Source organism: Caulobacter sp. 1776 (genome assembly GCF_040545685.1).
Classification (GTDB): domain Bacteria; phylum Pseudomonadota; class Alphaproteobacteria; order Caulobacterales; family Caulobacteraceae; genus Caulobacter.
Window position 1 is genome coordinate 112,616 of sequence record NZ_JBEPMI010000005.1, and the last position, 13,838, is coordinate 126,453.

Sequence of the window (13,838 nt, forward strand, 5' to 3'; positions counted from 1 at the left end):
GACGTCGGCCATTCCCCGGAAAATGACGCGCGCGGAGCCGCCGCCGGTGTCGGCTTTTCAATGTCCGGTGATGCCGCCCATCGTTCGCCTGCTCGTCTCTCGATCTCTCTGGCGCGCCCGGTGATATAAATGAACACTTAGCGTCAGCAGCGCGGCGGCGGCTAGGAAGCCGAGGTTCACGACCCAGGCCACGGGATCGGCGAGCCGACCGGCGTGCAGACCGAGATGGGTCAGCGGCACGGCGGCGAACAGGAGCCCCGACAGCAGCCGCAGACGCGTCGAGATTGCCTGGGGCGTCCAGGTGCGCGCCGTGGCGCTGGCGGCCAGGGTGGTGAGCGCCCAGACGGCGACCGGCGGGGCGGGCGACGCCAGGGCGGCCAGGGCCGAGGCGGCGTAGGCTACGGGCTGGCTCCAGACGAAGGCGATCCAGACCCGCTCCCAGCGCGGGGCCGGACGGCCCTTGTCGCGCCGACGGGCTAGCCAGATGGCCACACCGCTCGAGGTCACCGCGGTCAGGCCCAGACCTAGCAGGAAATAGGCGACCTTGACGGGCCAGCCGCCGAACCAGCCGAAATGCAGCGGCGTCATCGAGGCCAGCACCTTCATACCGATCGACCCGCTCTCGTAACCGACCTCGCCCTGTATCTTGCCGTCGCCGTTGACGACCACGGTCTCGCCGCGCGACAGGTGGCCCTGGGTGACCATGTTGACGCTGGCGTGCTGGCCAGTCTCGCCGGGGTGCTCGACATAGACGTAGGTCGGGCGGGCGTTCGGATAGCGCGCCTTCACGGCGTCGAGCGCGCCGGCGATGTCGATGACCCTGGCGGCCGGCCGCGGATCGTCGGCGACCGTGGGGCCGCGGAACAGGGCGTAGGCCTTGTTGGTGTCGCCCTTGAAGGTGGCCAGCGCCAGGACGCCGACGATGATCACGGTCAGACCCAGGAAGGCGCCGGTTAGCGACACGATGAGGTGGAAGGGCAGGCCCCAGACCGAGATGCGGTTGTGCAAATCGGCCTCCTGCAGGCGCTTGGAGCCGCCCCAGCGGAAGGCGAAGGCGTCCTTGAACACGCGCGGGTGGGAGAGCACGCCCGAGACCAGCGAGGACAGCAACGCCACGCCGGTCAGGCCAACGATGAAACCGCCCCAGGCGCGGGGCAGGTGCAGGACGGTGTGTAGTTCGGCCTGGAACGCGCTCCAGGGCAGCTTCTGCTCGGCCACAAGCTTGCCGGTCGCGTCGGCGACGTAGGTGTATTCCGCGCCCTTGGCGTCGTCGCTGTGTACCGACAGGCGCGGCGCGGCGGGCTCGGGCAGGCGGATGAAAAGGTCGTGGGCCTTGGGGTTCTTGGCCAGCACCGCGCGGAAGGCGGCGTCGGCGGCTTGGGACGAGACCTCGTGCAGCACGGGGCCGGCCGGCTGTTCCCAGCGGTTGAACTCGTAGGTGAAGACGGCGATCGAGCCCGAGAAGCAGACGAGGTAGATCAGGGCCGCGAAGGCCAGGCCCAGGGCCGAGTGGCCGGCCAGCATGGCGCGGACGAAGTCGGCCGGGATCTTCGGCCAGATCGGCTTGCCGCCGGTCTTGGCCTCGCGGGCTTTGGCCGGCTTGGCGGCGGCGGTCGAGCGGTCCATCACAGCGCTCCCTTCAGGAAGGCCGCGCCCAGGGTCGCGACCGAGACGCCGGCCAGCACGGCGAAGGCGCGGAGGATCTTGTCGTCGGACAGCGTCCAGGCCATGCCGCCCGCCCACAGGAACGGCGTCATCAGCCCGCCGATGACCATGCGGGTCTGGATTTGGCCCGGGGCGCAGATGGCGACGGCCAGGCCGCAGCCCAGGGCCGCGATCCCAGCCAGAGGCCCCGCGAGGAAGCCGCGCAGCCAGCCGCGCCAGGCGACGCGGCGGCGGTCGGAGGGCTCGGGCGCCAGCTCGCGCGCGGCCTTCTTCCTGGCGTCGCGACGCTCGACCCCGGCGGCGACCAGGCAGAGCGCGACGGTCGAGCCCAGCGCCAGCATGGCGAACGGACCGCGCGCCGCGCCCAGCAGCGGGACCGAGGCGGCGACGGCGACGGCCAGCAAGGCCCAGCCGCCCAGGATCAGCCAGGGCCGCTCAGGCCGGGCCTCGTCCCAGGCGCGCTTCAGCAGCCACGCGCCCGCCAGCGGCAGCGGCGCGAGCGCGAGACTCCAGAGCGGGCTCACCAGCGGGTCTCCAGCGTGAGGCCGATGACGCGCGGCTCGCCCAGCATCGCCACCGGGATGTCGGTGCGCGTGTACTGGCTGTAGGTCGCGTTCAGCAGGTTCTTGCCATAGACATACGCGCCCCAGTGCGCGCGCTCATACCCGAAGCGGCCGTTGAACAGCAGGCGGCCCTTGACCACGGAATCCTGGGCCTGGTCGATGCCGGCGGCCGAGAAGGAGCGCGACTTGTAGCTGCCGTCCAGATGGGCGAGCCAGCCGTCGCTCCAGCGATAGTCGCCGCCCAGCGCCACGGTCCATCGCGGAGCATAGGGGAATTCCGAGCCCGATAGGTTGCGATTGTCGTCGCCCGCGGTGATCGTGAACGCGTCGAACCTGGTCTTGGTATGGCCCAGCGAGGCGTACCATGACAGCTGGGTGGTCAATTGCTGGGCGACCTCCAGCTCGAAGCCGTAGAGGTGCGACTTGCCCGCGTTCTTGACCTCGTAGTCGTAGGCGTTGAGACCCAGATTGACGATGACCTGTTGGTCCTCCCAGTCGGCGTAGAAGGCGTTGGCGTTGACCGTCAGGGTCCCGTCCAGCCAGGCCGTGCGCAGCGAGGCCTCGTAGTTCCAGGTGTATTCCGGATCATAGGCCGCGACGCTGGAGCGGGCCTGGTTCACCGTCGAGCCGCCCGAGCGGTAGCCGCGCTGGGCCGTCAGGCTGGTGTTGATGTCCGGCGTCCATTCGTACTTCAGGCCAGCTTTCGGCAAGAAGGCGTTGAACTTGCGCGTGCCTTCCGGCGCCGATGAATTGGCCTGGGTGATCATGCCGGCGACGAAGCCGTTCACCTGGGTCACGTACGGCGCATAGGGACCAAAGCCGGCCGCGCTGGGATAGGTCCCGGCGAACACGGCCGTTTGCCTGGTGCTCGAGGTGTTCTCTTCGTGATCGTAGCGGAAGCCGCCCAGCAACGAGAGCTTGTCGGTCAGGGCGAAGCTGGCGTCGGCGAAGATGGCGCTGGTCTCGATCGTCGAGGGCTGGTCGCCGGAATAGTCGACGGGGATCACCGGCAGGGCGGCGATGTAGAGATTGGCGAAGCCGCTGGCCTGGGCCGCGGCGGCCGCCTGCTGGGCGGGTGTGGGGCTCGGCGTGCCGGCCAGGAGGGTCGAAGTCAGGACATTGACCAGGGTGGCGCGCGGGAACGGCACATTGGTGCGGCTGACCGAGAAGTCCTGGGCGTCGCGCTTGGCGTGATAGAGGCCGACCAGGCCTCTGAGCCGCTCGCCCTCATAGTTCAGGCGCAGTTCCTCGGAAATGGTCTCGGTAGCCTGGTCGCGCGTGCCGAACGAACTGGCGACCGGCGAGAAGTCGAAGTCGATCGTGGCGCCGGTCTTGACTTTGTTCCAGGAGGCGATGGCGTTCAGCGTCAGGGCGTCGGACAGCTTGTAGCTGCCGTCGACCGTGAAGATGTCGGCTTTGGCGCTCGTGCGCGAGGGGGTGTCCGAGAGATCGACGCGATGGTCGTAAGAGTCGGGCCGGTCGACGCGCGAATAGGTGAACTGGTAGCCGGACTCGCGTTTGTTGTGGGCGTAGGTGGCCAGCACTTTCAGGCCGGGCAGGGCGGTCGGCGTGTAGAGCAGCTTGCCGCGGACATAGAGGTTGTCGACCGCCTCGATGTCCTGCTTGACGATCGGGTTGTAGACGAAGCCGTCGCTGTCCTTCTTCTGCACGGCGACGCGGAGGGCCAGTTGGTCGGCAATGATCGGGCCGCCGCCGGCTATGCCCACCGTGCGCTCATCGCCGCTGGCCAGGCCGACGCTGGCGCGGAAGCTGGGCGTGAAGGTCGGGTTGGCTGAAGTAATGATCACCGCGCCGGCCAGCGAGTTGCGGCCCTGCAAGGTCGACTGCGGCCCGCGCAGCACCTCGACCTGGCCAATGTCCCAGAGTTCGAGCGGGCCGCCGAAGGTGGCTTCCAGCGGCAGAGCCGCGCCATCGACATAGACGGTGGCCAGACCGCCCGTGCCGCCGCCCGAGACGTTCATGTTGCTGACGCCGCGGATCGTGAAGCCACTCTTGCCGTAGGTCTCGCTCATGTTCGCCGTGCGGGCGACCACGTCGTAGAAGGTCCGCAGGTTCTCGCGCTCGATCCGCGCGGCCGTCGCGACAGCCACGCTGCTGACGGTCTGCTGCAGCGAGCGCGAGGTCTTTTCGCCGGTGACGATCACGGCTTCCACGGCCGTGGCTTGGTCGTCGGCGGACGGGGTCGTGGCGAGCGTTTCCTCGGCGGCTGAGGCCTGGGCCAGCGCCAGAATCCCGAGAGAGCAAGCGGTCAGCAGAGAACGGCGCATCAAATCCCCCAGGTCGAACAACGGGACAGGGCGCTACTTTAGATGAAAGTGCGAGTCAATCTCATTTGCAAAAATCGAGACGGGGGAGCTTAGGGCAGGCGGCACAACAAAAGGTCGGCTCCGAAACATGATTGCGCGCGCGATGTCCGATGACTGCATGTGGCTCAACGGCCGCTCCCGGAGACCAGCGTCGAAGACGCACCTGGGTTGGCCCCCAGGCTTAGCGGCGTTCTGGGAGAGGCCAGTCCGGCCGTCGCCGAGGAAGCCAGGAACATGTGTGGTGGCGGTTTGACGGCGGCGTCATTGGCCAGGACGGCGCAGTGGCGCGTGACTTGGATGGAAGAGCTTACTATGGACCGACGCTGCTTTTCCCTGACGACCGGTGCGCCTGCAGCGCGTAGGCCCAAAGTGCGTTTGGCGCTCGGCATTCTCGCGGCAGGAGTGCTCACATCCGCCGCCATGGCCCAGACCCGCGCCGATGCGTCCAATACCAACCTGCCGGCCGGCGCCGAAACCGTCGGGACGATCGTCAACGACCCCTTCCAGGCGTTCAACCGCGCGAGCTACGGCTTCAGCATGGGTCTGGACCGCTGGGTGACCGGGCCGATCGCTCATGCCTACATGGCCGTCGCGCCAGATCCTGTGCGTGACCGCGTCAGCGCGGCCGTCAACAACCTGGGCGAGCCGCGGACCCTGCTCAACGACATCGCCCAGGGGCGCCCCAAGCGTGCGGGGGTGACCGCCTCGCGTTTCGTGATCAATTCGATAGCCGGTATGCTCGGATTGTTCGATGTCGCCACGGATTTGGACCTTCCCCAGCATCGGGGAGATTTTGGTCAGACCCTGGGCCGCTATGGCGTCGAGCCGGGGGCGTTCCTCTATATTCCGGTGCTCGGTCCGCTGACGGTGCGCGAAGGCGCGGGCCGGGTGGTCGACATCGTGACCGACCCCGTCACCCTGGTCGGTGGCAATTTCCGCACGCCCTTCGGGGCGACCCGCCTGGGCGTCACCGTCGTGAACAAGCGCGCTAGCCTCGACCCCCAGATCGCGGCGTTGGAGGACGCGATGGATCCCTACGCGACCGTGCGATCAGCCTACCTCCAAGGCCGCGCGGCCTTGGTGCGCGAGGCCACGGGCGAGGTTCAGGCCTTGCCTGATTTTGACGACGCGCCGTCAGCGTCCTCCGAATCAACGCCGCCCGCGGCCGCGCCGAGCACGCCTGGGCCCTAGTGACCTAGCCCGCACACCCGTCCACGTAGCGCTAAAACCGCTTGCTGAAGCGAACGCTCACGGTGCGTGGTCGCGGCGGCGTGATGATCTGGTCTCGGCCAATCAGATAGGGATTGCCGAAAGAGAAGCTGTTGGCTTGGCCGTTCAGCGGATTGTCGAGGGTGGCGCTCAGCGTCCAGCCCGGCGTCGTCAGGCTCGCGACGCCGCGCAGGTCTAGAAATCTGCCCATCTCGTGCGCCTTGTCGGCGCCGAAGGTCAGATAGGAAGCGCCGACATAGGAGGCCTGGCCTTGCAGGCGCAAGGTCGGCCCCGAGGCCAGATCCCGGTGATAGTCGACGCCGAAGCTGGCCGAGGCCTTGGAGACTCCGGGAAGGGCCGGGCCCTTGCCCGCGCCGAAAGCGAGGTTGAATTTTGTGACTTCAGGGTCGTTGAGCAGGGCCGCGGCGCGCAGGTCGAGCCGCTCGCCGGCACGGAAGGCGGCCTCGACTTCGACGCCTCGGTTGGCGCCGTCGCCGATGTTGGCGGTGTAGGCTGTGCCGTCGGCCAGGTACTGATCGCTCTGGATCGACTGCCAACTGGCGTGGAACACGGCCATCCGGCCCTGCAAGCGATCGTCGAAGGCGCGAAACTTGGCGCCCAGCTCGTAATTCCACAGTTCGTCGGCCGCGTATTGGCTTGGGGGCGTCTTGGGCGCGTCGAACACCTGGCCGAGCCGCCCAGCCGTGTTGAACCCGCCTGGACGATAGCCCTCGGCGACCTGGGCGTAGACCAGAACCCCGGGCCGCACGGCGTATGTGACCAAGAGCTTGGGCGAAAAGCTGGTGGCTTCGGACGACCGGCTGGCGCGGCGTTGGCCGGCCGTCTGGCTCACGGTCGAGTCGGTCTCGAAGCTGAAGTCGAACCAGCGCAGGCCGGCCGTGGCCGACAGACGCGCGGTGGCGTCGAAGGTCACTTCGCCATAGAGCGCTTCCTCGTTGATCTCGTCGCGCCGGCGCTCGGCATAGGCCGCCGGCGAATTGACGGGCAGAGCGTGCAGGACGGAGGCGAGCCGGATCGAGCCCTGCGAGGCGAACGCCCCGACCAGGCCGTGCAGACGATATTCGGCTGGCGTCGCGTAGGTGACCTCGGCCACTGTCAAGTTGGCGCCCTTGTCCTCGTCGAATGCCGCCGGAACCCCCGCCAGGCCGTAGAGGGTTGAGGCCGCGGTGGCGTCGTAGCGGCTGTCGAAATGGTGCGATAGCCGAGAGATCGCGCCGGTCACCCGGCCCCAGTCGCCTTCACCGGCCAGGGTCAGGGAGGCGTGATCGAAGTCGCTGTCGTGCGGCTCGCGCACCCATGACTCTCGGATCTTAGGTCCCAGCCGCCGCAGACCGTACTGAGTGTCCTGGTTGTCGATCGATTGGTGGGTCAGCCCCAGCGTCAGGGTCCAGCCGGGCGTCACGATCGCCCGCAGGGTCGCTCTCACGCCGACCTGATCCGAACCATTGACGCGGCGCAGGCCCAGCGCCGGGTTGGCGATGTAGCCGTCCTGGGCCTCGCGATAGACCACCGTCCGTAGCGCCGCCCGGCCGCGGATCAGCGGCAGGTTGGCCATGGCTTCCAGCTCGCCGCCGCGCCCGCCGCCCTGGGTGAAGCCAACCCCGGTCAGTACGCTGGCCGAATAGCGGTCGAGATCGGGCTTGCGGGTGGCGATCCGTATCACCCCGCCCAGAGAGCCGCCGCCATAGAGGGTGCCCTGCGGGCCGCGCATGATCTCCACGCGTTCGATGTCGGTCAGGCGCAGGTTCGGATCAGGCGCGCTGTAGGTGATCGGCACGTCGTCGAGATAGAGCGACACCATCGATTGCGCCTGGCCGGTAAAGGCGCCGTCCGACAAGCCACGCAGCAGCACCTTGTCGCGGCCGGGTCCCAGATTGGTCACCGTCATGCCGGCGACCTGTCCTGCCAGGTCGTAGAGGCTGGTGAGCGCTTGGCGTTCGAGCCCATCCGCCGAGACCACCGAGATGGCGTAGGGCGTGCGGCCGGGAAGGTTGGGATAGCGCTGGGCGGTGATCACCACCTCACCAAGGCCCATCGGCGCCGGAGCCGGAGCCTGCCGCCCGGGGCGCGCGGGCGCGACGGCCAGGCGGTGGATGATCACCGTGCGCGGATCGGGCTGTCGATAGCCGCAGCCGCTGCCGGCCAAAATGGCGTCGAGCGCGGCCGAGACGGAGAGGCGACCCTTCAGGACGGGGGCTTGGCCGTGGCACGCGTCGAGATCGCCGCCCAGCGAGAGGTCGGCTTGAAGCGCAAAGTCGATAAGCGCCGCCTCGACGGGCTTGGCGGCGATCTGCAACCGGACGACGGGCGAGCCGCGGCCGGGGAACAGGGGCGTCGCGTCGGCGGCCGGGGCGCCGAAAAGACTTGCCAGCCCCGTGGTCAGGGCTGCGACCCGGAGCCGGGCGCTGACGCGGTCGACCTTTCCCGTCACGATCAGCGGCGCGCCGTCTTGGCCTTGAGGATCACCTCATGCGCTGTCGTCTCGGCGACGATCGGGGCGAACAGTTCCAGGCGACGGACCATGGCGGCCTCCTCGTCGATCAGCAGCACGCCCGAGACCGTCACCGAGGCCGCGCTGGGATCAACGCGGATCGGCGTGGCGACATACCGGTTGAGATCGTCGACCACCTCGGCCAGAGGCGTGCGGTCATAGATCAGCTTGCCGGACGTCCAGGCGAAGGCCGCGTCCGGGGCCACCTCGCGCGTTTGCGCGTTCGCGCCGGGAAGTTGAAGCAACTGCTGGCCGCGCGCCAGCTTGACCGTCCCTTCCTGCCCACCCGAAACGGCCACCAGGCCGCGGCGCACCGAGACGGCGAGGCGCCCGGCGTGGCTGAGGATGTCGAACTCCGTGCCAAGCACGCGCACCTCCCGCGCGCCGACGGCGACGACGAACGGGCGGTTCTCCAGATGGGCGATGTCGAAACTCGCCTCGCCATCGACCAGGATCACATCGCGCTGCTGGCGCCCCAGGCGCACGCGCAGGCTCGTCGCGCCGCCCAGGGTCAGGCGCGAGCCGTCGGCCAGGGCGATCTGGCGCGTCTCGCCGCGCCGGGTCGCATAATCCGTGTAGGACGGCCCCGTCAGCCGCGGCGTCACCGCCATGACGACGATGGCCGCCGCGGCCGCCACGCCAAGGCCCATCAGCAGGCCGCGTCTCGCCGGACCGCTGGCGCGCGGGCGCAGGGGGACGACATTGGCCGCCAGGGGCGCGGTCTTCGGGGCATCGGCGGGCAGGTCTTCCAGATCAAGCCAGACGGCCTCGACCGCCGCATAGGCCGCGGCGTGCTCGGGGGCGGCCTCCAGCCAGGTCTGGAACGCCGTCCAGTCCTCGAGGATCGGGTCGCCCTGCAATTTGGCGAACCAGTCGGCGGCAGCCCGCTGGATCGGATCTTGTGGGAGGAACTCGGTCATCGACGATTTGCGCCTCTTTCGCGCCCGGCCTTGGACGGGCGTCGCCACAATGACGCCACACCGCCGCGAGGTTCTCCGCACATCCCGGTGAGGCGATGCATCCGCGCCACAGTCATCGCCCCACCTTGGTGACGAGATGGCCGAGGGCCAGGCTGACGTGCTTCTCGACGGCGCTGCGCGAGATGCCGAGGCGTTCGGCGGTCTGGGCGTGGGTCAGGCCCTCGAACTTGTGCAGGCGAAAGACCCTCTGGGTCAGCGGCGCTAGCGCCTCCAGCGCCGAAGACAGCTTCTCCAGCCGCTGGCGCGCGATCACCGCGCTCTCGGCGTCGGGCGTGTCGGACACGTCCAGGGCGCCGACGCTGGCATGATGGGTCCGCCGCCACTCCGTCTCGCGAGCGCCCGACCGCTTGGCCTGCCGCAGTCGATCCAGCATCAGATTGGACGCCAGGCGGTAGAGATAGGCTGGCGGGTTCTCGATTGGCGCCTCGGTGACCGCCTGGACCTTCAGATAGAGGTCCTGGACCAGATCCTCCACGTCGCCCCGGCCGCCCAGGCGCGCCGAGAAAAAGCGCCGCATATCGTCGCGGCGCTCCAGATAGGCGCTCGCCAAGGATGAGAGGTCGGGGGAAATGTCCTTCATCTTCAGCTCTGGCGCATGGTCGGGATCTGACGGTCGGCGTCGTGTCATCGCCAGAACGTGGGGCCCGCTGAAAGAGTCGGTAGGAGGGTGAGACATGAGGCCCCGGAGCGGCGAAGGCAAGCGCCCACGCCGTCCGGCGGGGGCGACAGTCTTATGGGGTCTGTCGCCGGTCCAGGGTCCTGGCGACCGCGGCGAAGAGGTCAGCGACGCGCTCGGAGAGCCAGCTGACGGGGTTCTGGCCCGGCCGCTTGTGGCTGGTGATCCAGGTGAGCACGCACGCGGTCGCGAAGAGGGCGGCGGGTCCGCCGATCGTGACCGCGGCGGGCAGGGCCGTTGACGTCGCCATGGCCTGGCCCAGGATCAGGGCGGTCTCGAAGCCAAAGAGCATCAGTCCGCCGATCACCATCGTGGGGCCCGAGCCGGCGCGCTTGGCGCTTAGCCCAAAGGGTACGGCCAGGAGCGGCAGGAGCGGCAGCATCAGCGCCCGGGATAGCCGCGAGAAGAGCTCGGCCAGCAGGGCCTGGCGGGGCAAGGCCGGTTTGAGGGCGCCAAAACCCTGCTGGGCCAGTTCAACCAAGGTCAACTCGCTGGCCTCCTCGCCGCGCATGCGCAGGAGCTTGGCGGACTGAGCGAGCGGCAGGTCGAACGCGAAGGTGGCGAAATCCGTGACATAGACCTGCCCCTCGCGCGCGGTGCTGACCTGCCGGCCGCCGTTCAGCACCAGGGTGACCGCGCCCGCGCCCCGCGCCTTGAGAACGTCGGCGGAGACGGCGGTCAGCACATCCTCGCGGCCTTCTGGATCTAGTTTGCGAATGAACACCCGCCGCAGGTGGCGGCCGCTGGCGTCGGCGTCGTCCGCCGTCAAGAAGATGTCCGGACCGGCCGACAGCAAGGCTTTGGGCCGAACGACGCCGCTCCAGCCCGCATTGGCGGCCGCATGCAGCACGGCGTGATAGGCGTAGCGGCTATAGGGCTGGATGAAGCCGAATAGCGCCAAGCTGAACAGCATGAGCACGACACCTAGGCCGACGAATGGCGCGGCGAAGCGCCCCAGCGAAATGCCGCTGGCCAGAATCGCGTCGATCTCCGAGCTCTTGTTGAGGCCGTTGACCACCACGAACAGGCCGATGAAGAAGCCGCCCGGCAGGGTCAGGCCGACATAGTGCGGCACGAGATTGACCAGCAGCTCGGTCAGGAACTTGAAGCCCTCGGTGGTTTGCGAAAGCAGTTGGAACGAGCGCATCAGACGTTCCATTAGGAACGCCACCATCGTGCTGATCAGCACGGCGGACATTGGCGTCAGCGCTCGTCGCAGCAGGTATCGGTCGAGGGAGGTCAGGATCATCATGCGATCCGGCCTAGAGCGCGGGCAGACTGGCCGGCTGGTGTTTGACGCGACCGCTCCGTTCCGGTTGGAGCAGGGGCGCTTCGGCGACGGAAGGGGCGACCAGCGCTGGCCAAGCGGCATGACGATCGCGCGCCTCGACATAGACCTTGGCGACTTCGTCCAGGATCTCCGACCAGCGATAGGCGCCGCTGCGCTCAAGCGCCCGGGCCGCCAGCCCGCGCCGCGCTCCGTCATCGACGAGCAGCGTCGACAGCGCCTCGGCATAGGATCCCGCATGGTCGGGCGCGCAGAGCAGGGCGTTGCGCCCATGCCGCAGCAGGGCGCGCGTGTTGGGCGCGTCGGCGCAGACCATGGCCAGGCCGCAGGCCATGGCCTCGAGATTGACGTTGCCAAAGGTCTCGGTTGTGCTGGGGTTGAGGAAGATGTCACCGCTGGCCAGCGCCGCGGCCATGGCCTCTCCGGTCAGGAAACCGGCGAACACGGCGCGCGGCAGCCGCGTTTCGAACCATGCGCGGGCCGGGCCGTCGCCGATGACCAGGACCTGAGGCGCGTGACCGGCCGCCTCGAGCCGGGCGACCGTGTCGGCGAAGGCCGCTAGGCCCTTTTCCAAGACGAGCCGGCCTAGAAACACGATCACCGGACGGTCTGGATCGAAACCGACGCGCCGGCGCCAGGCCTCGTCGCGGCGACCAGGATGGAAGAGTTCGGGATCGACGCCGCGCGCCCAGGTGCGGACCATCGTCGAGCGGGTTTCTTTGCGCAGTTCGTCGGCGATCGCCTCGGTCGGCGCCATGACGTAGTCGCAGGCGTCGTAGAACCTCCAGAGCTGGCGACGGGCCATGGGCCGCAGGAAGCCCAGTCCGTAATAGTCGAGATAGGTGTCGAACAGGGTGTGAACGCTGGCGACGATCGGGACTTTTAGGTGTCGGCCCAGTTTGAGCGCGGCGCGGCCGAGAGGGTCGGGGGCCGACAGGTGGATGAGATCGGGCTTGAAGGCTTCTACGTCGCGTCGGATCGCGGCGGGAAGACCGAGGGCCACGCGATAGTCGGGCCGGAACGGGATTTTCACCGAGGGCACGGAGACGAGGTCTCCGACCGCCGCGAAGGCCGGTTTCGGCGAGGTCGGCGAATAGACGCGCACGGTCGCGCCCAGGGTGTCCTGCAAGTGCCCCACCAACCGGTTTAGGGACAGGTTGGCTCCATCGAGCGTGTAATTGTAGTTCCCCGAAAACAGGGCGATCCGCATCAGGCGCGCGCGATCGGCGCCCCCCAGAGCCTTGATGTCCATGCTTATCCTTTCAAGTCGTCGCCCGGTCCCGCCGACCAAGACGACGCCCCTCCAGCGCCACCACACGTTTTTCCGAAATCGGTGAGGCGCGCACCGGCCCTCGTCGTCCTTTGGGGAGGCCAGCCCCTCGCGCCGTCACGGTGACACTTCGCGGCGGCGGCCAGGCGTGTTTGGAAGCGGCGAAGGTGCGATGCGGGTAGTGGATGTCGCCGAGTTCTATTCCCCCACCGGCGGGGGCGTGCGGACCTATATCGACCGCAAGTTCGAGGCGGCGACGCAGCTGGGCCACGAGCTCTTCGTGATCGCGCCGGGGCCTTCGGATGCTTTCGAAGCGCGCGGTGCGGGCGGCGTGATCCAGGTTCGCGCGCCCGCCCTGCCGGTCGACGCGAACTATCACATGTTCTGGGACGCCGCCCCGGTGCACGGCTGGCTCGATCGACTCGCGCCCGACCTCGTCGAGGCCTCGTCGCCCTGGCGAGGCGCCTGGATCGTCGCCTGTTGGGCTGGCGTGGCGCCACGCGCCATGTTCATGCACGCCGACCCAGTGGCCTCCTATCCTCAGCGCTGGCTGGCCCCGCTGGCCAGTCCTCAACGCATAGATCGCTTGTTCGACTGGTTCTGGTCATATCTTCGCGGCCTGACCGGGCGGTTTTCCTCGGTTGTCACCGGCGGCCCATGGCTGTCGGACCGTCTCGGGCGCCAGGGGATCGACGCCGTGACCAGCGTCCCGCTGGGGGTCGACCGCGATGCGTTCTCGCCCGCCTCGCGCGACGAGCGCCTGCGATTGGCGCTGCTTGACGCCTGCGGCCTTTCCGGCGCGGCGCGCCTGGTCCTGGGCGTTGGCCGCTTCCATCCCGAAAAGCGCTGGCCGATGGTGATCGAGGCGGTAACGCGCGCCAGCGCCGGCGCCGGCGCCCCGATCGGCCTGGTGCTGGTCGGCGACGGTATCGACCGCAAGCGGGTCCAGCGGGCCGCGGCCAGCAATCCCCATGCGCGGATCCTGCCGCCCATTCGAGACCGCGCCCTTCTGGCCGCGCATCTGGCCAGCGCCGACGCCTTGGTCCATGGCTGCGAGTCGGAAACCTTCGGCCTAATCCCAGCGGAAGCCATGGCCAGCGGCCTGCCGGTCGTAGGTCCCGACCGCGGCGGCTTTGTCCATCTGGCCCAGCCGGAAATCTCGGAAGTCTACCGCGCCGGCGATGTGGGGGCCGCCGCGGCCGCTCTTGGCCGGCTGCTGGCCCGAGATCCCCTTGCGCTGAAGGTCGCCGCGATCGAGGCGGCCGTCCGGGTTCGGCGCGACATCGACCATTTCGCCGATCTCTTCGATCACTATCGGTCGATCGCGGCCGGCGTACGAGCGTGACGC

The 13,838-nt window shown here is 68.7% G+C and carries 10 protein-coding genes; 2 read left to right on the plus strand and 8 right to left on the minus strand.

Annotated elements, in window-relative coordinates; all coding sequences use genetic code 11:
- Positions 1–57: 57 nt before the first annotated feature.
- The 3 genes from ABIC66_RS14175 to ABIC66_RS14185 are packed head-to-tail and all read right to left on the minus strand — an operon-like array spanning position 58 to position 4,516.
- The gene (locus ABIC66_RS14175; protein ID WP_354070932.1) at positions 58–1,626 is read right to left on the minus strand and encodes a PepSY-associated TM helix domain-containing protein; all 1,569 of its coding nucleotides are present in this window, start codon (positions 1,624–1,626) and stop codon (positions 58–60) included.
- Positions 1,626–2,189, minus strand: coding sequence for a hypothetical protein (locus tag ABIC66_RS14180; protein ID WP_354070933.1), 564 nt, complete (start codon positions 2,187–2,189; stop codon positions 1,626–1,628). Before ABIC66_RS14180 ends, ABIC66_RS14175 begins: the two co-directional genes overlap by 1 nt.
- Positions 2,186–4,516, minus strand: a complete 2,331-nt coding sequence (locus tag ABIC66_RS14185) for a TonB-dependent receptor (protein WP_354070934.1) — start codon at positions 4,514–4,516, stop codon at positions 2,186–2,188. The genes ABIC66_RS14180 and ABIC66_RS14185 overlap by 4 nt, the downstream gene beginning before the upstream one ends.
- Positions 4,517–4,924: 408 nt before the next feature.
- Between ABIC66_RS14185 and ABIC66_RS14190 the strand changes: the two genes are divergently transcribed.
- A complete protein-coding gene (locus ABIC66_RS14190; protein WP_354070935.1) occupies positions 4,925–5,746 on the plus strand; it encodes an MlaA family lipoprotein in 822 nt (273 codons plus the stop codon).
- A 31-nt stretch (positions 5,747–5,777) separates the two neighbouring features.
- Here ABIC66_RS14190 and ABIC66_RS14195 read toward each other — a convergent pair whose 3' ends face one another.
- From ABIC66_RS14195 to ABIC66_RS14215, 5 genes are all read right to left on the minus strand, one after another.
- Positions 5,778–8,216: a TonB-dependent receptor gene (locus tag ABIC66_RS14195; protein WP_354070936.1), complete on the minus strand. Its 2,439-nt coding sequence runs from the start codon at positions 8,214–8,216 to the stop codon at positions 5,778–5,780.
- Positions 8,217–8,218: 2 nt separating this feature from the next.
- The gene (locus ABIC66_RS14200) at positions 8,219–9,196 is read right to left on the minus strand and encodes a FecR family protein (protein WP_354070937.1); all 978 of its coding nucleotides are present in this window, start codon (positions 9,194–9,196) and stop codon (positions 8,219–8,221) included.
- Between the two features lie 112 nt (positions 9,197–9,308).
- Positions 9,309–9,836, minus strand: a complete 528-nt coding sequence (locus tag ABIC66_RS14205; RefSeq protein WP_354070938.1) for an RNA polymerase sigma factor — start codon at positions 9,834–9,836, stop codon at positions 9,309–9,311.
- A gap of 151 nt (positions 9,837–9,987) precedes the next feature.
- Positions 9,988–11,181, minus strand: coding sequence for an LptF/LptG family permease (locus ABIC66_RS14210; RefSeq protein ID WP_354070939.1), 1,194 nt, complete (start codon positions 11,179–11,181; stop codon positions 9,988–9,990).
- 13 nt (positions 11,182–11,194) lie between these two features.
- Positions 11,195–12,472 carry a glycosyltransferase family 4 protein gene (locus ABIC66_RS14215; protein ID WP_354070940.1) on the minus strand — a complete coding sequence of 426 codons (1,278 nt, stop codon included), beginning with the start codon at positions 12,470–12,472 and terminating at the stop codon, positions 11,195–11,197.
- Positions 12,473–12,662: 190 nt separating this feature from the next.
- On the opposite strand from ABIC66_RS14215, the gene ABIC66_RS14220 reads away from it, so the two are divergent.
- The gene (locus ABIC66_RS14220; protein WP_354070941.1) at positions 12,663–13,835 is read left to right on the plus strand and encodes a glycosyltransferase; all 1,173 of its coding nucleotides are present in this window, start codon (positions 12,663–12,665) and stop codon (positions 13,833–13,835) included.
- Positions 13,836–13,838 lie beyond the last annotated feature (3 nt).